This window comes from Paenibacillus sp. WLX1005 (genome assembly GCF_046603685.1).
Taxonomy (GTDB): domain Bacteria; phylum Bacillota; class Bacilli; order Paenibacillales; family Paenibacillaceae; genus Saccharibacillus.
In genome coordinates this window covers 4,848,900-4,870,766 of the sequence record NZ_CP176756.1, presented here as the reverse complement: position 1 = coordinate 4,870,766, position 21,867 = coordinate 4,848,900, and the positions used below count along the sequence as shown (strand labels likewise).

The following is a 21,867-nucleotide window of genomic DNA, read 5'->3' as shown; positions in this document are numbered from 1 at the left end:
ATTCACATTCACTTTATAATGCCGGACAAGCAAAATGACGCGCGGAGGGAATCCTAATGAGCAAATTTATCGTCCGCGGTGGCAAGCGATTGACAGGGAATGTCAAAGTTAGCGGGGCAAAGAATTCAGTTCTCCCGATTATTGCTGCCTCTTTACTGGGAGAAAAAGGTGTAAGCATCATTCACGAAGCACCTTCCCTTGACGATGTAATGACTATCAACAAAGTATTGGAATCGCTTGGAGCTGTGGTTACATACCAGAATGAGACAATCCATGTCGATGCACAGGAATTGTCTTCTTGCGAAGCCCCGTATGAGTGGGTTAGCAAAATGCGTGCTTCTTTTCTGGTAATGGGTCCGTTGTTGACCCGTCTGGGCAAAACCCGTATCTCGTTGCCGGGCGGCTGTGCGATTGGCACACGTCCGATTGACCAGCATTTGAAAGGCTTTGAAGCGATGGGCGCAGAGATCAATCTCGGCCACGGTTATATCGAAGCCAAATGCGATGGCAGACTGCGCGGCACCAAGATTTATCTGGATGTTGCAAGTGTGGGTGCTACCGAGAACATCATGATGGCGGCGACTCTGGCAGAAGGCATTACAACGATTGAGAATGCTGCCAAAGAACCGGAAATCGTGGATCTGGCTAATTTCCTGAATGGAATGGGTGCCAAAGTTCGTGGTGCAGGTACAGGCGTGATTCGCATTGAAGGCGTGGAAAAACTGCATGGAACTGAACATACCGTGATTCCTGACCGTGTTGAAGCGGGAACGTATATGGTAGCAGCTGCCATCACTGGCGGCGATGTATATGTAGAAGGCGCGATTGCAGACCATCTCGGTCCAGTCATCGCCAAAATGGAAGAAATGGGTGTAGAGATTACACCGGATGAAAATGGTGTACGTGTTGTTGCCAATCATCCGCTCCGTGCTGTAGATGTCAAAACGTTGCCTTATCCTGGATTCCCAACGGATATGCAGGCACAAATGATGGCGCTGATGCTTGGCTCTCAAGGAACTAGCATCATTACCGAAACCGTGTTTGAAAATCGCTTTATGCACGTGGACGAGTTCAACCTGATGAATGCGGGTATCCGTATCGAAGGCAGAACATCCATCGTCACAGGCGGTCCACAACTGGTTGGCGCCAAAGTATGCGCAACCGACCTTCGTGCTGGTGCTGCATTGATCTGTGCTGGTCTGATTGCCGATGGTACAACCGAAGTGGGCGGTACTCATCATATCGACCGCGGTTATGTACATCTGGCTGAGAAGCTGTCCGGTCTGGGTGCTGATATCTGGCGTCTGGAAGATGCCGAAGTCAAAGCTGTACCATCAGCAAATGAAGCAGCTGCTGTACTGGCTGAAAAAGCCAAGTCGGCAAATGTATCTATGCTGAATGTACAACCAACTGGTGTGTAATGTTAAATCATTGGCTTGACACGCGGAATACCGGTTACTTTATATACGCTATGAGCGTGTAAATGGATGACCGTCATGTTCGCGAATATAGCCTTGCATAGTACCATTAGCTGAAGCCGGACCTCGTGTCCGGCTTTTTGCGTGGTTACATTACTGTTACTTCCGCCAAATCCCGAACATTATCGTTGAATCCACTATGCAATTATGCTAATTTTAATAAAGATTGACCGTGATTAGAGTTTGACGATCTGAGCATTTGGACGAAATGCGAATTCTGTGATCCATGGCAGCAACCAAACTTACAGACAGCTTTGTTGGTGAATTCGCCCAGACGGTGTGGTGATAAGAGACTCTTTTACCGGAAATACGACTTTTGGAGGCTCTTGACATGTTTAGCAAGGATATCGGAATTGACCTGGGTACGGCAAACGTACTCATTCACGTAAAAGGTAAAGGTGTAGTACTGGACGAACCATCTGTCGTAACACTGGAAACAGACACCAAACGCGTACTAGCTGTCGGTGAAGAAGCACGCCGGATGATCGGCAGAACACCAGGGAATATTGTGGCTATTCGTCCATTGCGTGATGGCGTGATCGCCGATTTTGAAGTGACAGAATCGATGCTCAAACATTTTATTAATAAAGTAGGCGCGCGTAACTGGTACAGTCATCCGCGCATTTTGATTTGTGCGCCGACGAACATTACGTCTGTGGAGCAAAAGTCGATCCGTGAAGCCGCAGAGCGTACTGGTGCGAAGGACGTATTTTTGGAAGCTGAACCGAAAGCGGCTGCGATTGGCGCGGGCATGAATATTTTTGAGCCAAGTGGTAATATGGTTATCGATATCGGCGGCGGCACAACCGATATTGCCGTTTTGTCGATGGGGGACATCGTTACTTCGTCATCGCTCAAAGTAGCAGGCGACAAATTCGACGAATCCATTATGCGTTATATCAAAAATGAATATAAACTGCTGATCGGTGAACGCACATCTGAAGATATCAAAGTGAATATCGCTACTGTACGTCCAAGCGGGATTCAGCGTGAGATGGATATTCGTGGTCGCGATATGGTAACTGGTCTGCCGAAGACAATAACGATTACAGCAAGCGAAGTGCAAGCGGCATTGTCCGATACCATTTTGTCCATCGTGAGTTCCGCCAAAATGGTGCTGGAACAGACTCCACCAGAATTGTCGGCAGATATTATCGACCGCGGTGTTATTTTGACAGGTGGTGGTGCATTGCTGGACGGTCTGGAAGAATTGTTGTCTCAGGAACTGCATGTTCCCGTGCTAGTTGCTGAAGACCCGATGCACTGTGTCGTTAAAGGAACTGGAATTATGTTAAATAATTTGGATAAAGTATCTAAAAAAAAGTTCTAGGCATGCCGATATAAATAATAACGAATCACAGTATAGTTATGCCTTTTCGCATTTAATATAGCAATAATACATGAACATCCTGTTAATTTGCGGTAAAATAAAGAAGTAACCCGACAGAATCCCTGCTGACTGATACGGAACAGAGACGGAATTTTGAGAAGTGAGAGGAGTATCCGGTAATGTTAAGAGGTCTTTATACTGCCGCTTCTGGCATGATTACACAACAGCGCCGTCATGATACCATTACGCAGAACATTGCAAACATCAATACGCCCGGTTATAAGGAAGTTGAGAGCATTGAACGTTCGTTCCCGGAGATGCTCATTTCCCTGAGTGGTGGTGACCAAGGACAAACAAGCCGTCAAATCGGTCGCATTAATACTGGCGTCCTGGCTGAGGAAAGTGTGTCTGTCAATGTACAAGGTGATGTTCGTCAGACAAACTCCTTGGATGATTTTGCAATTGTATCGGAAATGAATCTGCCTGATCCGGCTACCGGACAAAATATTCCTTTCGATGCTTCCGGCAAATACGTAGCAGATAATGGAACGATCACTTATCGTCCACAGGCATTCTTCGCCGTGACCGGAAAAGATGGCGAAACCGGGTATACTCGGGATGGTAATTTTCAATTGGATGGTGCAGGCAATCTGCGCACATCTACTGGCAACGCCGTACTGGGCAGCAATGGAAACCCAGTTACGCTGCAAGGCTCAATGAGTGATTATAACGTGGATTCTCGCGGTGTGATCTCTTCCAAGCAAACGGGGCAGCAGGTCGGTCAGATTGGTATTACTGTCGTCAACCAGCCTGGTTTGATGACACGTACTGGTGATGGACTCTTTCAAATCAGTGCTGCCAATACCGCAGAAGCTGGTGTAAGACAGCTGCAAGCGGCAGATAACGTGGAAGTGCGCCAAGGGTATCTGGAAGGCTCCACAGTCGATGCTGCTGCATCGATGGTTGAACTGAGTGCCGCCTTACGCGCCTATGAAGCAAACCAAAAAATTGTCCAATTTTATGATAAAAGCCTCGATAAAACTGTTAACGATGTCGGCCGCGTATAATAAAAGCAAGATACTTGCTGTGTAATAACTGGCAAACAAAGGAGGCCAATAATGAACAATTCCATGATCAGCGCCATGGTGGCGATGAGCGGTATTCAACAAAAGCTGGGCGTTGTATCGGATAATATCGCGAATGCAGATACAGTAGGCTACAAAAGCAAGGAAGCGACGTTTGAGGATGTGTTTGCAATTGTCAAACAACAACCGGGTGCAGCTTCTTCGCTGGCTGGTCGTTCGACCGCTAGTGGCTACAATATCGGCTTTGGCGCACGCATGGGCGATGTAACGATGAACATGACTCAGGGTGCGATGCAAACGACAGGCAACCCGACCGACCTGGCGATCCAGGGCGATGCCATGTTCCGTGTAAGTGTAGATGGCAAGGAAGGCTGGACACGTGAAGGTTCGTTCCATTTTGTCCCGGTCGCGAATGATCCGAAGAGTGCTTATATGGCAACAGCTCAAGGGTATCTGCTGCTGGATAATCAAGGCGATCCGATCAAAGTTCCTGCCAAAACCGATATCGGTATTGATGATAAAGGCGTTATTCGTTCTACAGATGGACAAGGACGAGTAACCATTGTGAACAAAACGGTAGTGGAGAACGGACGGGAGCGCCAGATTCCACAAAGTATCGGCGTAGATCGTGTGATTCATCCAGAAGGCTTGCAGCAAATGGATGGCAATCTGTTCGTACTTCCTGCTAATGCACAGCGTGCTCAAGTCGTAGGCACGATGTCGGCAGATACCGAAATTCGTCAGGGATTTCTGGAATCTTCCAACGTAGATCTGAGCAGTGAAATGACAGATATGATGAATGTACAGCGCGCATATCAGCTGGCAGCGCGTGCATTGTCGTCCAGTGATCAAATGATGAACCTGACCAATACGATTCGTGGCTAATCGCCGTTCCGCCATTCAGGAAGCAGCACGGACTCAGAAGGCAAGCCCTAACAAGCGGCTAACCCGAAGACCGACAACTTCCGAAACGCAAAAACCGGAGAAACCCAAAGACAAGCCAGCTGCATCTCCGCGTTCCGCAGGTATGAGAACACTTCAGTTCGTGCTGGTGCTGGTCGGCTTTGCTGCCGCTGCACTGATCGGCATGACTGTAGGCTACGCTATGATTGGACATCAGAGCTTTGCTGATGTCTTTTATCCCGAAACATGGGCTCATATTTTTGAGCTTGTATATGCACCATAACGACAAGAGACTCCTGCATTTGCAGGAGTTTTATTTTTTATGCCGAAACCGTTATAATGATGGGGAATGCCCGGATGAGCAAGACCGGAAGCGGCGCAACATTTGCCCGAAAGTTATATTCCATTATAAGGATCAAGCCCCTATAATGATGAGGAATGAGAGGAGTTTTATCAGCATGTACGATATACAACAAATTCAAGAGATTATTCCGCATCGCCCGCCCTTTTTGCTAGTTGACCGGCTGCTGGAGCTGGAAGAAGGCAAACGTGCGGTAGGCATCAAAAATGTAACGATCAACGAACCATTTTTCACTGGTCATTTCCCGGGCTATCCGGTAATGCCAGGTGTACTGATCGTGGAAGCACTCGCTCAGGTAGGTGCAGCAGCAATCTTGAAAGTAGAAGCCAACCGCAGCAAGCTGGCGATGTTTGCCGGAATCGACGGTGTTCGTTTCCGTGGACAGGTCGTACCAGGCGATACACTGCGCCTTGAAGTGGAGATCACTCGTATGAAAGCTTCCATCGGCAAAGGTCGCGCGGTAGCAACCGTAGACGGTAAAGTCGTTGCCGAAGGCGAGATCATGTTTGCCCTTACCGATCCAGACAAAGCCTGAGCGGTAAGATAAAAATTATATTGGATCAGGATATACCTATATCGAGCAGTGGAGAAGGGATGGATATAATGACAACACTTAGCGAGCAAGCACAGCGCAATCTGCAACAATGGCTTAACGATACAACAATTGATGAACAGACCAAGCAGGAACTGCAAAGCCTGGACGGTCAAGTATCCGAACTGGAAGACCGTTTCTACCGAGATCTTGAGTTTGGTACAGGCGGACTGCGCGGCGTCATCGGCGCGGGTAGCAACCGTATGAATTCTTACACTGTAGGACGTGCCACGCAAGGGCTGGCTGAATATATTTTGTCTGTACATAACGGAGAGGGCAAGCCGTCCGTCGTTATCGCACATGACTCCCGTCATTTTTCCCCCGAATTTTCACTGGAAGCAGCACTGGTATTAGCGGGTAACGGAATCGTTGCCAAGCTGTTCCCTTCGCTGCGTTCTACACCAGAGCTGTCATTTGCCGTACGCAATCTGAAGGCAACTGGCGGTATCGTTATTACAGCGAGTCACAATCCACCGGAATACAACGGTTATAAAGTATATAACAATAATGGTGGTCAGCTCGTTCCAGACGAAGCGGAACAAGTTATTGCCAAAATCCGTGATATTGATTCGTTCGCCAGCATCAAACGCATTAGCCGTGAAGAAGCGGAGCAACAAGGATTGCTCGTATGGCTCGGTAACGATGAAGATGAAGCATTCCTGGATGCTGTGACATCGATCAGTGTGAATCGTGAACTGCTAGCAGGCGATGCCGGTAAAAACCTGAACATTATCTACACACCGCTGCATGGTACGGGGAATCGTCCGGTAAAAGAAGGTCTGAAACGCCTTGGATTTACGAACGTGACGATTGTAGAACAACAACAGGAGCCAGATGGTAACTTCAGTACTGTCAAATCTCCAAACCCGGAAGAACGCGAAGCGTTCACGCTGGCAATTGAGCTGGGCGAGAAGATTGGTGCTGACATCCTGATCGGAACCGATCCAGACAGCGACCGTATGGGTGCAGTAGTTAAAGACCCATCCGGCAAATATTTCGTTCTAACTGGTAACCAGTCTGGCGCAATTATGATTCACTACTATCTGAGCCAACTGCAAGAGCAAGGCAAATTGCCTTCTAACGGCGCAGTTGTCAAAACAATCGTAACGAGTGAAATGGGTGCAGCGATCGCCGAGCACTACCATGCGACAGTATACAACACTCTGACTGGCTTCAAATACATCGGTGAGAAAATGGATCAATTTGAAGCATCCGGTGAGCACACATTCCTGTTTGGCTATGAAGAGAGCTATGGCTACTTGGCAGGCAATTACGCTCGTGACAAAGATGCCGTTGTTGCTGCACTGCTGATCAGCGAAGCTGCTGCGTATTACAAACAGCAAGGCAAAACGCTGTACGATGTGCTACAAGAGCTGTACGATCAATTCGGTTTCTTCCTTGAAGGTCTGGAATCCCGTACACTGAAAGGCAAAGACGGCGTTGCTCAAATTCAGGGCATTATGGAAAACTGGCGCACCAATAGCCCATCCGAGATCGGTGGCGTACAAGTGAGTGAAGCGTTGGATTATTCCAAAGGTCTGAATGGACTGCCAAAAGAAAACGTGCTGAAATTCATGCTGGCAGACGGTTCTTGGTTCTGCCTGCGTCCATCCGGTACTGAGCCGAAGATCAAAGTGTACTTTGCCGTACGCGGTGATTCGGCGAGCGATTCCGAAGCACGCCTGAACAACTTGAAGCAAGCAGTGATGAGCCGCGTTGACGGATAATACGTAAGCACAATTGCAATTCACCCAGCTGGATATCTTGCTTTTTATGAAAAAGGAATACTTTATAGCGGCTGTTGTACAGTATATAATAGAGCAGATGAATGAAGCGGTTCCGTTGCATGGCAGTTTGCGGACGACGGAACCATTCGTTATGCGCGCAATTAGGACATTGTCCGGTAGGCGTATAACGAACTTATTAAGGAGGTACTTGAGTGGTTCAGAAATGGCAACATTGGAATAATGCTTCTGCGAAATGGTTATGGATTCTCGTCATTATCGGTATGCTGGCTTCGCTGCCGATTGCCTATAACCGGATCGAAACCGAGAGCACGTCCAAACATGTGGAGTTTGTATTAAATTATCGTGATCTGATTACTGTTGCGTCGTATCAGCCTCATCCCCAGGATTATATCCGGGAACAGCTGCAATTAATGAAAAATGCCGGGATTGGCTCCGTTGCTCTGTACCAGAGTAATCTGAGCGAATTGCAATCGTCCGGTCGTCTGCATGTGTATAGTTCTGCGGATGTGGCTAATTTCCAAAATCAGGTGATTCCACTCAACGACAATTTTACATATGTCCAGTTCACCAGCAAAGAGAACGAGCAGACGTTGCGTCCTGTTCTTGAGCGGGTATTCAGTTCATTGTCTATTCCAGTATCGTCCTGGTCGTATCAGGGACTGCCGGGTGTCGTCATTCAAACGTCTACGGATGATGCTGGCTTGAAGCCACTTGATCCTGACCCAGTTGCTATGAAAATGATGTATGATATGGGCTTCCAGATCGTACCGCGTCTCAACGATGCACTGCCGTACAATCAACAAATGATGAGTGCGCTGATGGATCAATTTTCCGCGTACGGCGTTAAAACGATTCTGTTTGATGGCGCTACAGTAACGGGCTTTAATGATGATATTGAGAAGAAAAGTATTACGGCATTCGCTGAGCTGCTCAAAAAGCATCATATTGCGATCGCTGCTATTGAGAATCTGAAAAAGCCACAAGATGGCTTTAGCAAACTGGCGTATTTGAACGATTACAATGTCGTTCGTCTGTATTCGCTCAGTCAAGGGGATTCTCAGCTTGATCCGATTACGGTTGCTGACCGTTTTGTACTGGCAAGCAAAGACCGTAATATTCGTATGATGTATTTGAACTTGGCGGTATCGCGTGATACAACCAAAGCCGCTATGACAAATTCGATTGATAACATTATCCAGAGCTTGCAGGCGAAAGGTCATGCGATGCAGGATATTCAGAAAAATGGCTTTACAATCGCCCCAGCTGAAGCGCGTGATGTGAGTACATTCCCAATGGAGCGCGTCGTTAAGCTAATTGTGCTGATTGGTGCAGTTGCTGCGATTTCACTGCTGGTACACTACTTTGCACGTAAATGGGCATTGACCGTATTTGCACTTGGTTTGATTGGCAGTGCAGGCTTGATCGTGATTCACAAGTCATTGTTGCTAGAGCAGGGCGTTGCGCTACTCGCAGCAATCAGTATCCCGACGATTGCGATGATTTATGCCGTTCGCAAAGTCGATCAGCTATACGATGCACGCCATACACTTACAGTTGGCAACCGTGTCGTTCAATCTGTTCTATTGTTCTTGCGCACATCGCTGTGGTCACTGACTGGCGCGCTGTTCATTATCGGTCTGCTGGATGATATTACGTATCAACTCGTGATCAACCAGTTCCGTGGTGTCAGCCTGCTGCATTTTGCACCGATTGCGCTGACTGCGCTGTATATTGCTTTTTATCGTGGCAATCAAGGATTTGGATTCTCTGGTATCCGCAAGCTGCTGACTCGTCCAATTACACTGACATGGGTGATTGTGCTCGGGATCGTTGGTATTGTTGGTATGTATTATCTGTCTCGTACAGGTAATGCGGGAACGGTATCGCCGCTTGAACTGCAATTCCGTAATTCATTAGAAGGACTATTCAATGTCCGTCCGCGTAACAAAGAATTTTTGATGGCGCATCCGCTGTTTATCGTTGGCGTCTTTATCGCTGCGAAATATCGCCAAGCAATTTATATTCTAATTATCGCTTCAATTGGTCAGTTGTCGATGGTCGACACATTTGCCCATATTCACTCACCAGTTCTGATTTCCCTGTCTCGTGGCCTGCTCGGTATGGGACTTGGTTTGGTTCTTGGTCTGGTAGCGATTGTGATCTGGCAATTCATCGAAAGGTGTTGGCGTAAATGGCTTCCCAATCTGTTCAAATCGTAATTTCCGGTTACTACGGTTTCCGGAATAGCGGCGACGAGGCAGTACTGAAGTCCATCCTAAATTCGTTGGCAGCACAGGAAGCAGCAGAGGGCATTCGTATTGTCCCTGTTGTCCTGTCCAATGATCCGGAATGGACTGCACGTATGTATAATGTGCGGTCTGTCCATCGGATGAAGCTTGCCGAGATTCGCCAACTTATGAAGGAAAGCGATGGTATGATCAGTGGCGGTGGCAGTCTATTGCAGGATTCCACCGGTCTGCTGACCATCCCGTACTATCTTGGTATTGTCCATATTGCGCAATGGGCACGTAAACCAGTGTTCATTTATGCGCAAGGTGTCGGTCCCGTACAGCGTCCCTTTTTCTTCAAATGGATTCGCAATGTATTTCGCAAAAGTGCTTATATTTCTGTCCGCGATCAAGAATCTGCTGCGCTACTGGGCAGAATGGGAATCGAAGCAGAACGCGTATCTGTCGTTGCCGATCCGGTCATGGGGTTGACGTTGCCAGAAACGGTCGCTACCCATGCGGACGGCAAAAGAGCAACCGCATTACACACGGCAACAACTGATCTGACAAAGAAACTGTCGATCAACAATCCATCGGATGTTATCGTACCCGCAGAGGGACCAGATCACGATCAAACGTCGGATGCGATTTCGACGATACCGTCATCGCATGGTTCCAAAGAAGATCTTGGTTTGCCGGTGATCGGTATTTCCATTCGTTTCTGGGATAAGCAACGCCGAGAACTGGATGGCATTGCTGATGGTTTAAAAAAGCTCGCTGCTGCGCGTCCGGTTCATTTACGCTTTCTGCCCTTTCATTTGCCAGAAGACGAGCAAGCTTCTGCCTATGTGATTAAGCGAATCGGTGATCTTAACGCCAATGGCAGTTTCATCAGCACCGCGCAACAAGTAACCGATCCACAGCAAATGCTGGCTGAAGTGAACAAATGCGATCTAATGCTGGGCATGAGACTGCATAGTCTGATCTACGCTGCTTCGTTGCAGGTTCCCTTACTGGGTATCTCCTACGATCCGAAGATCGACCAGTTTCTGAATCGCCTGCATATTCAGCCGACAGGCACAAGTACAGTAGTGAACAGTGATCATTTGCAAGCCGAAATGATGGCTCTGCTAGATCAATCACCACAATGGAAACATGAAAAAGCGCCATATATTGAGGCGCTCAAGCAAGATGCCGCTAGCCCGGCACAATTTATCGCTCATTATTTTTTGAAACAAAGGTGATCAAATAGATGAATGCAACCCGTACCATCCCAACCGTTCCGATCTACGGATTGAATGTATCCAAACTGAATATGGATGACACTGTGCGCTACTTGGAAGAACGAATTGCCTTACGCCAACCAAGCCAGATCATTACCGCTAATCCCATCATGATCATGACAGCGCTGGAACAGCCCAAATACATGAAAGTGATGAAGGAAGCTGAATTACTTGTTCCTGACGGAGCAGGGCTGGTATGGGCAGCATCAGCTTGTGGTCAGCCGGTTGCCGAGCGCGTAGCTGGATTTGATCTGCTGCACCGCCTGATGGACGTAGGACAGCAGCATGGCTGGAAGGTGTATCTGCTCGGTTCCACATCGGAAGTGATTCAGGCGACTGCTACCCGGTTACAAAGTTTATATCCGGGGATTATCATTGCCGGCTATCGTGATGGGTTCTTCGGATCAGATCAAGATGCCGAAGTCATTGCCACGATCCGTGCGGCAGCGCCAGATCTACTGTTTGTAGCGCGCGGTGCAGACAATCAGGAGCCATGGATCGGTGAACATAAGCAGCAGCTGAATGTGCCGGTAATGATGGGTGTGGGCGGAAGCTTTGACATTATTTCAGGCAAATCCAAACGGGCACCGGTCGCTTTTCAGAAATTACGTCTGGAATGGTTTTATCGGCTGTTGAAAGAGCCACACCGTTATAAACGGATGCTTGTGCTGCCCAAATTTGCCGTAAAAGTGCTTAAAGACAAGGAAAGTGTAACAAAAGCTCAATAAATACAGGATTATTTTGCACATTCCGCTGAAAAACCGTGAAAAAAAGCTTGGTGTTTAGATTCGAACGGGGTTATAATTGGCTCCGTGAGATAAATTGGGGGTCGAAAAGCAAAATGTTAATCGTTTGTATTCTTGGGTTTGTACTGGCGCTCGTTCTTGCGCTTGTTCTTACACCTCTCGTCAAAAAGTTTGCGGTTAAGATCGGAGCAGTGGACGTTCCCAATGCCCGCAAAGTACATACGCGCATTATGCCACGTATGGGCGGTCTGGGTATTTTTCTTGCATTTACTATTGCGTTTCTGGTCGTACTGCCGTTTTTGCCTTTTGATCTTCCGGCGCGTGATGCCAACTTCATGAAGGCATTTTTCACTGCTGGCGCCATTATCATTTTGATTGGCGTATTGGATGACCGTTTCGAGCTTTCAGCTAAAGTAAAGCTGGGCGGACAACTGGCAGCTGCATGTATCGTCGTATTTGGATATGGAATTAGAGTTGACTTTTTAGATATTCCTTTTCAGGATAATTACTTCTCACTCGAAAACTGGATTTCGATTCCGCTGACCATTTTATGGATTGTCGGAGTTACGAACGCGATCAACCTGATTGATGGGTTGGATGGATTGGCAGCTGGTGTATCCGCAATTGCTATTGGTAGCATCTTTACGATGTCACTTATTATGGGCAACTATCCGGTAGCTGTATTATGTGTACTGCTGCTTGGCGCGATTGTTGGATTCTTGTACTTTAATTTCCATCCTGCCAAAATCTTTATGGGAGATACTGGCTCACTGTTCCTCGGATTCAGCTTGGCGATGCTCTCGCTGCTTGGATTCAAACAAATTGCCGTTGTATCATTCATTACACCGCTGATCATTATCGGCGTACCTCTGTCAGACACATTCTTTGCTATTATTCGTCGCTGGGTACATAAGAAGCCGATCTTTGCACCGGATAAAGGACACCTTCACCATTGTCTGCGCGAATTGGGCTTGAGCCATCGTCAGACGGTACTGCTGATTTACGGAATTGCCGCTTTCTTCGGAGTTTTGGCTATCATTCAATCAACAGCAGCCGTAAACGATGCCAACTGGGTTACCTTTGCCGTCATTTGCGTAATGATGTTCGTCATGCAGATTGGTGCCGAACTCATCGGGCTGGTCGGTCAAACGAAGCGTCCGTTGCTTGATCTGTTTGCCCGCTTGCGTGTTAAGCCTGATCCAACACGTAGCAGTAAACCATAAGGCAACAGATCGTATTAGTTTCCAAGTGATCTTGATCCAACTATAAACGCACATGCAACATATTGAATATGAATAATCATGATATAACATGAATGATCATAGACAATATATGTGCTCTACAGCTTCATCTGAATCGAAATTAAGCAAAGCCTCTACTACCGTAACAGGTAGCTGGAGGCTTTTTTGTATACAGAATAGTAACGTTTGTTATAAATAAACTTTAATTCAGAAGCAGAAAATCGAGTTTCTTCTATTATATGTATTCCATTTTGTGCTTGAAAAAGAAGATTATTATCTATAAGAAAATCCAATCGTACTACATACATCAAGTTCAGTTATCCAGCGACCATATTCCGAAATTTGTCCATATCGCAACATGTACACTCTTGTACATGACAGGTTTTTTTTGTTAATTTCCTGATTTTATTAAAATCTTCGCTACCGTTGCCGATAAAAAGGGTAGACAGGTTAAGCCCGCAAAATAGAGTTGGAGCTGCGACCGGAATAAGAGGAGGAACATTATTTTGAAGAAAATACTATCGATGATTATGGCGGTAGTCTTGCTGGTCGGTCTTTTGCCGCAGGGAATCGGTGGAAGCACAGCCCATGCAGCAACAGGCAGCTTTTTCATTTTCCCTAACGAAAGTTATGATCCTACTTCCCCGCACGTTGTGGGAGATAGCAAAGTAACCATTACAGGTAGTTATAACAGCGTCAATGCAACAAGCATTCGTTATAGCGTAACACGCATTTATAAAGGAAGTAGCGGTTATGTAGAAGATACGACTAACCAGACGACTGGTTTGTCCAACTACACAACTAGCAACTCCAGCATCACGGTTACTGATATTCCTTTGTATGCCGGTCTGAATAAAGTAACCTTCTCCGGTGCAGCATCCGGTGGTGGCTCCAACGTATCGGAATCGATCTACTTTGAATATCATGATGGTCCAACCATTTATAATCTTTCCGCTTTGCTGGATGGTAATACTACAGCATTGAGCGAAGATACACCAGCTATTCTGACAGCGACTAAAAGCGGAACAAGTTTTGGTCAAAGTACAGCAAGTATCTCTTTAACAGGTTTTGCTCCTAACGCAACGAAAGTAACCGTATCGGTAAATGGCGGTTCCAGTCGTACAGCAACCGTTTCCAGCTCGAATAACTATTCTTTTACCGTAGCACCACTTACAATCAATAGCGGTAAGAACACATTGAGCATTCAAGCTTCCAATGGTACACAGACACTCACGACAACTCGCGAAGTGACATTCTACAACGGAAGTACCACCTTCTATGATACGTATGCCACGAATGGCAGCAACAAATCGACTGATTTGTCCAACTATCCTGACTTCAGTATCGCTCCTGAATCTGACGGCACAGGGAAAGCAGGCGTAACAGGTAAAGTTGTTATTCCTTTGACAGACGGTAAAGTACCTACACTGACAGACTACCTGACGTATACCTTGTCTGGTGGCGTAACAGCAACAGGTACGATCACGCCAACACTAGTCGACAATACAACATCGTATATGACACTCTCGTATACTATTCCGGATACAAGTGGCATTACATTTGCACAACAAGTGAATGTAAAATTGACAGCATCCGGCGGTACTATCACAAGCCCGGGTCTTGGCTTCACACTGCGTAATTCCACATCACCTTATATTTACAAACTGAATTATCTGTCCGGCTATTCCGCATCCACGACGTCCAGTCAAGCACTAAGTATGACCGGAACGACTTTGGACGGTGCTAACATCTTCTCACTGCCAACAGCTGTTGAAGTACTGGTAGCCAATGCCGATAGCAGCACGACTGTAGATTTGACCGGAATTGTTGATTCCACTGGCAAGTCGGTAACAGCCGGTACTTGGACAACAAGCCAAATCGCAACTTCGAGTACCGTAGTCAGCGTAAACGGAACACAGCAAACGATGAAACGTTATCTCATCCAACTGAGCAAAATTCCGGTTACTGGAACGATGAAACTGACTTTCACGGCAACAAAAGGTTCCGAGACAAGTACGTCTTCTGCAACTGTAAATATTCTGTATGGTCCATATATCACCTATACCAAAGCGTATGATGGTCAAGTGGTAAGTTATGGACAAAACAACTCCGCTGTGAATCAAGAAGTTGTTGTTACAGGTTTGGATAGTTTCAAAGGTAAACTGCAAAACGTAGCCGATACTAGCACAATCAAATACAGCGGCGACGGACAAACCGTATTTTTCTATATCAATAATACTCTTGTACCACTGCAACAAGTGAGTGGACAAGGTATCGAGAACTTCCAGGTTGTAAGTTATAGTGATGCTTATAGCGCAATGTTCTCCGGTGAGAATACGATCAAATTCGTATTTAAATCGAGCACTACTTCGTATGAGAATACAATTAAAGTAAATCTGGTACCAACAGATATTCCAGTTGTTCCGTATAACACAACACTGGGTATGTTCCCATTCACTTACAATAATGCAAATGATGCTGTACCAACAGCTAAAGATGACACCAATTTTCCGATGAGTGGATCTAATTATACGACTAAACAATCTAATTTCAATGTGTATGGAACATTTGATTTTGTTGATCTGGGAACTACTGCTTCTGCTGTAACAGGAAATCTCACATCTATTAAAACCAAAACAAACTATAAACTTGTCATTACTGATTCTACTGGTGCGACTGTATCTACCTGGACTCTCGATAAGCAATTTGGTGGTATGCAAAAAGGTGTTGCTACTTCGGATGCGTTTAATACATCTAATACTTCTGTAGTGCAAGGCTTAAGTGTTTACTACGATTACAGCACACAGTCCTTTGCTTTTGTACTTCGTAATCAAACTATGCCTACAGATGGTAGCCCGGTTGTGTACACATTTACCGTATACAACACAGGTGATGGTGGTCCAACCGCAACGGCAACGATGGAGATTGACCCAATCAGTGCAACTTACGAAATCGTTCGACCACTGACGGCTCAAAAAACTACCAACAGCAACTTTGTTGATGTTGTTATTAACTCCAAAAATGCATCAGCTGTCACAATCAACAAAGAAACTGCAACAGTAGAGCAACTGGATATGGACCATGATGGTACTCCAGAGTTTGAATATGCATACCATATCCGCGTCAAAGATCTCAAAGCGAATAAAGAAACTAAGATCCCAATTACTGTAAAAATCGGTGATAATACAACTAAAGATACCGTTACTGTAACGTATGTGCCTACGAACATTCCTGGCGCACAATATATGCAGGCGATGAAAAACTCCGCTAAGGTATTTAATGGCGATCTGCAACTGAAATTCCCTGCTGGTACTAGCTTGATTCGCAGAGATGCTGACTCCACTGATGATTATAGTGGCGAAGTTCTCTCCGGCAACACATTGCTCTTTGCTATCGCGAACAGCAATGACGGTGTAGTAGAACGTTATGATATCGAAACTGCACCAGTAGGTGTAAAAGCTCTGTTCAGTACTGTAGGTAAACAATATTTTGTAACCAACTTTAATACTCACTTCGTGAAAGCAAGTGATGTATATTGGATCGATCCAGGTGTTGCCGATGATGCAACAACAACAGCCTACGATCCGATTACAGAAGGGCAAGATCCGTACCAACCAGCAACGTATACAAGCAGCCCTGTAGCGAAAAGCTACTACCTGCGTGCTTCTGAGAATGAACTCGTTCCTTCGAAGCGTGGTACCATTACTTTGTCCTATCTGTCTGATATGGCTGTAGATGCAGGCAAAACTGTAACAGTGCTGTATTTTGACCCTGAATTGAAACAGTGGAGCAATATCGGTGGCGTAGTTAACGCTAGCAAGCGTACAATCACTGTACCGTTTGACCGATTCGGTTACTATGTTGTTGCCAAACTGAGCTATTCGTATAACGATATCGTTCAGCACAGTTATGCACGTAACTACATGGAAGCTCTCTATTCCAAAGGAATCATGAAAGCGACCGATCCAGATACAGCTTTCGGTGCGAACCAATATATTACTCGCGGTGAGTTTGTAACTGCGATTGTTAAAGCTCTGGAAATTCCGTTGAACTACAATGGTACCAAACACTTTATCGATGTAAGTACAAGTTTGAACTCGATTACGGATGATTCGCTTTATGACTTCCGTTATATTGAGACAGCTGCCCGTGCAGGTTTCGTACGTGGTACACAGCCGCAAGTGTTCAGTGCTGCGGATAATATTACCCGTCAGGATGCTGCTGTTATTATTGCCAGTGCAACTAACCTGAAACTGGAAACCGATAATACCAAAGTCGATGCTGGTCTGCAAAAGATCTTCAAAGACTATGCTTCTATTGACCGCTATGCTCGTGCATCCGTACTGGCAGTAGCCAAAAAAGGTTATATTAACGGCTCTGCTATCGATTCTACAGACACAAGCAAAGGATACAACTTCGAGCCAACAGCCAAAATGCTGCGTGCTGATACAGCTGCCATCCTCGCACGTGTTATGATCGGTCAAAAATTGCTGCCTAAGATGTCTTAAAAGTAATATTTTTAATTGATATTGGTATAGATTTATTCAATACTTCAAACCCCCTGTCTTCCAATTTTATGGAGGCAGGGGGTTCTTTTGATAACCTGTATGTTTTAGAAGCAAAATGATATCGATGGAATAGTTGGAATGTGTTTTACATATGGTTTTAATCTTAAAGCTTCAAAGATTGAGTATGCATTAAAAGCACTCAATGAACGAAAATCAGCGACCGCCAAAAAAGTGAAAGGTATAAAACTAACTATCCAAATATATAGAACAGAGAAAAAAAGTGATGCAATATCGGATGATATTCTTTTCTTAAAGAAATTCAAATGATCTAAAATATCCGAAACCCCAGTCATAGCAAGGGATTAGAAGCATTATTTCAGGACTAAACAAAAGAATTTAGAAAAAAAGATAAAAAACTTTAAAAACCATGCAACCTTTTTGCAACCACCCGCGTCTATAATTTTGAAAACAGCGAGCAAGTTTAAAATATTCGCTGATTCACCTGTTTAAATAACAACAAACCTGTTTAGTACTAATATAGTTAATGAAAAGTACTGTAGACTCAGGTAATGTGGGCGAAATTAGTATTTCTTACAAAAGTGTAGTATGATTAATAAGGTTCGGCAAAAAAAGTAAAACTTTTTTTGAAGGCACTGCAACTTTTGAAGAAAACATGCGTCTACATATATGAACCTGATGAAACGACAGCAAACACATGCTGGCAGGTTGTTGAATGACAATGAACCCTAGTGGAACATTCAACAATTCCGATGTGAAAAAATGTCTTTACGGCATCATTGGCGCAATGTATAATACTTTTGGACACTGCGGTTTTTCGATTGACGAATGTTCCGGTTACGATTTTCTGTGATTTTGTCACAGATATCATCATAAAAAGGGATTTGCTTGAACTCGGAAAGGGGGTGTAACGACTGATGAGTGACAAAATCCATAACAAACAAAAAAACAAAAAAAATGTTTATGATATTCAAGGAGGAGAACAAAAGGTTATGAAAAAGTCTACTAAAAAAGTAATTAACGTCGCAGCAAGCGCAGCTCTGCTGGCAGGCGTAGCTCCAGTTGCAGGTATCATTGCTCCAACACAAGCACAAGCTTCTGGTGGCTTCACAGTTTACAACGTTCCAACTTTCGGAACTCAAAGCTACGATTCCGCTTCTCTGGGTCGCGTTCAAGTTACTGTGGATGAAGGTACACTGAGCGGTGCTAACAACAGCAAATTGACTTTCACATTGCCATCTGGTTACACATTTGGTAACTACACTAGCGGTACAGTTGCTCTTGCAAATTCTCAAACTGGATTTGTAGAAGATCAAAACACATTTAGTGTTTCTGGTGCTACTGGTGTTACTGCTGCAGTTTACCTGATCAGCAATAACACAGCACAAATCGTTTATAACGGTAGCAACCCTACTGGTACAGACGACAAAAACGTAAACCTGAACCTGGGCGATATCAACATTTCTGGTCAATCTACTGGTGATGTTAACCTGACATTCAGTGCTGCTTCCAACAGTGGTCTTCCAACTGGTACTGTAAAAGTAGGTACTGTAGTAGGTGCGGGTCAAATCGCGGTAGAAGCTAACGATACTCAATCCAGCAGCGACGCTTTCGATTTCACACTGAAAGTATCCGAAGCTGTTGCAGCTTCCCTCAAAACTAGCAATGGTCTGAAACTGAAACTGCCAGCTGGTTTCGAATGGACTTCTAACGATGCTCCAGTAACTCTGTATGGTGACACTGATGTGACTCCTACAATCACTGGTTTTGGTACAGATACAATTACTATTAACGCTTCTCAACTGTCTGACGATGCAGTTTCTTTCAACCTGCCACTGACATTTAACGTGAGTGACGAAGATAAAGCAAAAGATGGCGACATCACTGCTACAGTAAGCGGTAACTCTTCCGCAAACGTATCTTCTCTGGTTGTAGGTAGCTATGGCGAGTATGGCGGTGGCGTAACAGTTGCTTCCCCAACTACAGTAGTTGGTGGACAAGATGAGCAACAACTGGGTGATATCGTTGTTAAAGAAGCAGTAGCAGGTTCCTTCATTGGTGGCCGTACTGTAACTCTGCAACTGCCTGAAGGCGCTCGTTGGCAGTCTGTTTACGAAGATGGCGAAGACACAACTGGTACAACAGGTTCTGTTGAAACAGCAAATGGTCTGAATGCACCAACAGTTAGCTACAGCGGTACTGATGGTCGTACACTGCGTCTGACTTGGAGCGGTACTGGCGCTTTGAACACTTCTAACAAAGCTGGTTATGTAACTCTGAAAGACGTTGAAGTTGCTGTACAACCAGGTTTCACAGGTGATCTGAACCTGACTGTTGCAGGTAGCCAAGGTCTGACTGGTACAGTTAAAGCTGCTACTTCCGTTTCTTCTCTGGCACTGACTGCTACTAATGCAACTTACAACATTGCTATCGGTACTGACAATGCTTCTATCGGCGATCTGGTTCTGAAAGAAGGCGCTGCTGGTGCACTGACTGACGATGGTAATGGTCTGGTTGAACTGTTGCTGCCAGCTGGCGTAACTTTCGGCTCTACACCAACAGTATCTGTAACTTCTGGTGACCTGACTATCCGTAACGTATCCGTTGATACTTACAACAACAGCGGTACTCAAGGCGTTCTGCGCTTCTACGTTGATAGCGAAAGCACATCTGCAAGTACAATCACAGTAAGTGGTGTGAACCTGCGTATCGACCGCACTGTACCACAAGGCGACATCGTTGCTAAAGTACAAGGCGATGCAGCAGCTTACACTGCATACCATGGTGCTGATGATGTAGCTGATACTTGGAACTCCAGCTATCGTTATGCTGCACAAGCATCTATCGCTACAATCGGTACTGCTCCAGCTGGTACTGAAAACAATGCTGTAGAAGCTATCTACACTATTGGTAGCACTGCTTACACTGTAAACGGTGAAACTCGCACAGCTGAAGTTGCTCCTTATGTAGAAAACGGACGCACTTACTTGCCAGTTCGTTACGTTGCAGAAGCTCTGGGTGTGACTCAAGCTAACATCCTGTTCGACAAAGCTACTTCCGTAGTAACCCTGATCAAAGGTGACCGTGTAGTTCAGCTGAAACTGAACACTAACCAACTGACAATCAATGGTTCTACAATCAACATGGATGTTAAAGCTGTAACTAAATCCAACCGTACTGTACTGCCTATCGCATGGGTTGGTAAAGCTCTGGATGCAGTTGTTCAATACGACGCAGCTTCCAAAACTGTAACAGTAAACAGCAAATAATATCTCTTGATATGATTGCTGCAATATAGAAGGTAGTCATACCTTCGCTGAGATACCTCGGAGTAGGAAACTGCTCCGGGGTATTTTTGTTTATATATGCTAATTTGTTGCTCTAGCATTTCAGATGATTACTATTTGTACCATATAAAATGCACACTTTACTTTTAAATAAATATACGTTTAATATTGTTGATTATGAAGGAGGCTGTATGTATGAAAAAGCGTTCAACCTGGCTTTTAGCCGTAGCCACTGTTGGAATAGGGATCTGGGTAGGAAGCTCATTTACAACAGTGAGTAATGCAAGTAGTCAGCTAGGTTCATCGGATGATCCTGTTGTTACCAAAAGTTATGTGGATCAGCAAATTCAAAAGGCATTGGGAGGCAGTTTGAATACGAGCACAACTCCTACTAACTCTAATAGTTCCAGTACGAATTCTGGAAATTCGAGTTCTTCTACCACAAATACGAACAATACTTCTAGTACAGCTAATACTGGTTCGAATACGACAGGTACATTAACAAGTACAAACAGTAATTCTAAAGTATCGATCGTAGAACTACGTCCAGGGAAAAAGTTGATTGCTAATGCAGGTACACAAGTCATTGTGCGTAAAGGAAAGGCTATCGTATACAGTGATGCATCCAATGGAATCATCGATATTACAAGTGGAACAGAAGTCGGCGGTTCTCAAGTAATAAGTAATAACCATCTACTGTTATTCCCTCGTGATGGACGCGGCGTTACCGTAGATGCAGCTTCGAGTTCTAATGCTACCGTTATGGTAATCGGTAGTTATGGGGTGCAATAATCTTCATCATTCATATTGCATAAATATATACGAAAGAAGCATAGATACTATTTATGCTTCTACATGATTGTTTTCAATATTGTTTGATATGTACTAGATTACGTTTTAATTGTACGTATAACCTTGGACACTGTTTATTGGCAATAACATTACAGTAGAAAATAGTATGGGCATATATATCACCTTACTCATAGTCTATTATTAGTATAATCTTGGATTAAAATACTCTATCAGATTAAAACCTTTAATTCCGACTGGAATTTGTGT

At 45.0% G+C, this 21,867-nt stretch carries 14 protein-coding genes; all 14 read left to right on the top strand.

The annotated features are described in order from the left end of the window. Window positions 1-56 precede the first annotated feature (56 nt). The 14 genes from murA (at window position 57) to ACE3MZ_RS20725 (ending at window position 21,600) form a co-directional block, all read left to right on the top strand. A complete protein-coding gene (gene murA / locus ACE3MZ_RS20790; RefSeq protein ID WP_411343993.1) occupies window positions 57-1,421 on the top strand; it encodes a UDP-N-acetylglucosamine 1-carboxyvinyltransferase in 1,365 nt (454 codons plus the stop codon). Window positions 1,422-1,809: 388 nt separating this feature from the next. Further along, the gene (locus ACE3MZ_RS20785; protein ID WP_411343992.1) at window positions 1,810-2,808 is read left to right on the top strand and encodes a rod shape-determining protein; all 999 of its coding nucleotides are present in this window, start codon (window positions 1,810-1,812) and stop codon (window positions 2,806-2,808) included. A gap of 179 nt (window positions 2,809-2,987) precedes the next feature. Then, window positions 2,988-3,875, top strand: coding sequence for a flagellar hook-basal body protein (locus tag ACE3MZ_RS20780; protein ID WP_411343991.1), 888 nt, complete (start codon window positions 2,988-2,990; stop codon window positions 3,873-3,875). Window positions 3,876-3,926: 51 nt separating this feature from the next. Continuing rightward, a complete protein-coding gene (locus ACE3MZ_RS20775) occupies window positions 3,927-4,778 on the top strand; it encodes a flagellar hook-basal body protein (protein WP_411343990.1) in 852 nt (283 codons plus the stop codon). After that, window positions 4,771-5,079 carry a DNA-directed RNA polymerase subunit beta gene (locus ACE3MZ_RS20770; protein WP_411343989.1) on the top strand — a complete coding sequence of 103 codons (309 nt, stop codon included), beginning with the start codon at window positions 4,771-4,773 and terminating at the stop codon, window positions 5,077-5,079. Before ACE3MZ_RS20775 ends, ACE3MZ_RS20770 begins: the two co-directional genes overlap by 8 nt. A gap of 175 nt (window positions 5,080-5,254) precedes the next feature. After that, window positions 5,255-5,692, top strand: coding sequence for a 3-hydroxyacyl-ACP dehydratase FabZ (fabZ, locus tag ACE3MZ_RS20765; protein WP_411343988.1), 438 nt, complete (start codon window positions 5,255-5,257; stop codon window positions 5,690-5,692). Between the two features lie 68 nt (window positions 5,693-5,760). Further along, the gene (locus ACE3MZ_RS20760; RefSeq protein WP_411343987.1) at window positions 5,761-7,476 is read left to right on the top strand and encodes a phospho-sugar mutase; all 1,716 of its coding nucleotides are present in this window, start codon (window positions 5,761-5,763) and stop codon (window positions 7,474-7,476) included. A 212-nt stretch (window positions 7,477-7,688) separates the two neighbouring features. Next, window positions 7,689-9,716, top strand: a complete 2,028-nt coding sequence (locus ACE3MZ_RS20755; RefSeq protein ID WP_411343986.1) for a DUF5693 family protein — start codon at window positions 7,689-7,691, stop codon at window positions 9,714-9,716. Continuing rightward, window positions 9,689-10,969: a polysaccharide pyruvyl transferase family protein gene (locus ACE3MZ_RS20750; protein WP_411343985.1), complete on the top strand. Its 1,281-nt coding sequence runs from the start codon at window positions 9,689-9,691 to the stop codon at window positions 10,967-10,969. The genes ACE3MZ_RS20755 and ACE3MZ_RS20750 overlap by 28 nt, the downstream gene beginning before the upstream one ends. A gap of 8 nt (window positions 10,970-10,977) precedes the next feature. Beyond that, window positions 10,978-11,736 carry a WecB/TagA/CpsF family glycosyltransferase gene (locus ACE3MZ_RS20745; RefSeq protein WP_411343984.1) on the top strand — a complete coding sequence of 253 codons (759 nt, stop codon included), beginning with the start codon at window positions 10,978-10,980 and terminating at the stop codon, window positions 11,734-11,736. A gap of 113 nt (window positions 11,737-11,849) precedes the next feature. After that, window positions 11,850-12,977 (top strand): MraY family glycosyltransferase, encoded by a 1,128-nt coding sequence (locus tag ACE3MZ_RS20740; protein WP_411343983.1) that lies wholly within the window; start codon window positions 11,850-11,852, stop codon window positions 12,975-12,977. Between the two features lie 524 nt (window positions 12,978-13,501). Then, window positions 13,502-17,503, top strand: coding sequence for an S-layer homology domain-containing protein (locus ACE3MZ_RS20735; RefSeq protein ID WP_411343982.1), 4,002 nt, complete (start codon window positions 13,502-13,504; stop codon window positions 17,501-17,503). A gap of 1,010 nt (window positions 17,504-18,513) precedes the next feature. Then, entirely contained in the window at window positions 18,514-20,790 is a 2,277-nt protein-coding gene (locus ACE3MZ_RS20730; RefSeq protein ID WP_411343981.1) for a stalk domain-containing protein, read from the top strand. 213 nt (window positions 20,791-21,003) lie between these two features. Further along, a complete protein-coding gene (locus ACE3MZ_RS20725; protein WP_411343980.1) occupies window positions 21,004-21,600 on the top strand; it encodes a hypothetical protein in 597 nt (198 codons plus the stop codon). The last annotated feature ends 267 nt before the right edge of the window (window positions 21,601-21,867 follow it).

Excerpts from the sequence above, each read along its gene's own strand:
- ACE3MZ_RS20750 (WP_411343985.1), top strand. The coding sequence starts at position 9,689 with ATGGCTTCCCAATCTGTTCAAATCGTAATTTCCGGTTACTACGGTTTC.
- fabZ (WP_411343988.1), top strand. The coding sequence starts at position 5,255 with ATGTACGATATACAACAAATTCAAGAGATTATTCCGCATCGCCCGCCC.
- ACE3MZ_RS20745 (WP_411343984.1), top strand. The coding sequence starts at position 10,978 with ATGAATGCAACCCGTACCATCCCAACCGTTCCGATCTACGGATTGAAT.
- ACE3MZ_RS20740 (WP_411343983.1), top strand. The coding sequence starts at position 11,850 with ATGTTAATCGTTTGTATTCTTGGGTTTGTACTGGCGCTCGTTCTTGCG.
- ACE3MZ_RS20775 (WP_411343990.1), top strand. The coding sequence starts at position 3,927 with ATGAACAATTCCATGATCAGCGCCATGGTGGCGATGAGCGGTATTCAA.
- ACE3MZ_RS20725 (WP_411343980.1), top strand. The coding sequence starts at position 21,004 with ATGAAAAAGCGTTCAACCTGGCTTTTAGCCGTAGCCACTGTTGGAATA.
- ACE3MZ_RS20760 (WP_411343987.1), top strand. The coding sequence starts at position 5,761 with ATGACAACACTTAGCGAGCAAGCACAGCGCAATCTGCAACAATGGCTT.
- ACE3MZ_RS20730 (WP_411343981.1), top strand. The coding sequence starts at position 18,514 with ATGAAAAAGTCTACTAAAAAAGTAATTAACGTCGCAGCAAGCGCAGCT.
- murA (WP_411343993.1), top strand. The coding sequence starts at position 57 with ATGAGCAAATTTATCGTCCGCGGTGGCAAGCGATTGACAGGGAATGTC.
- ACE3MZ_RS20785 (WP_411343992.1), top strand. The coding sequence starts at position 1,810 with ATGTTTAGCAAGGATATCGGAATTGACCTGGGTACGGCAAACGTACTC.
- ACE3MZ_RS20780 (WP_411343991.1), top strand. The coding sequence starts at position 2,988 with ATGTTAAGAGGTCTTTATACTGCCGCTTCTGGCATGATTACACAACAG.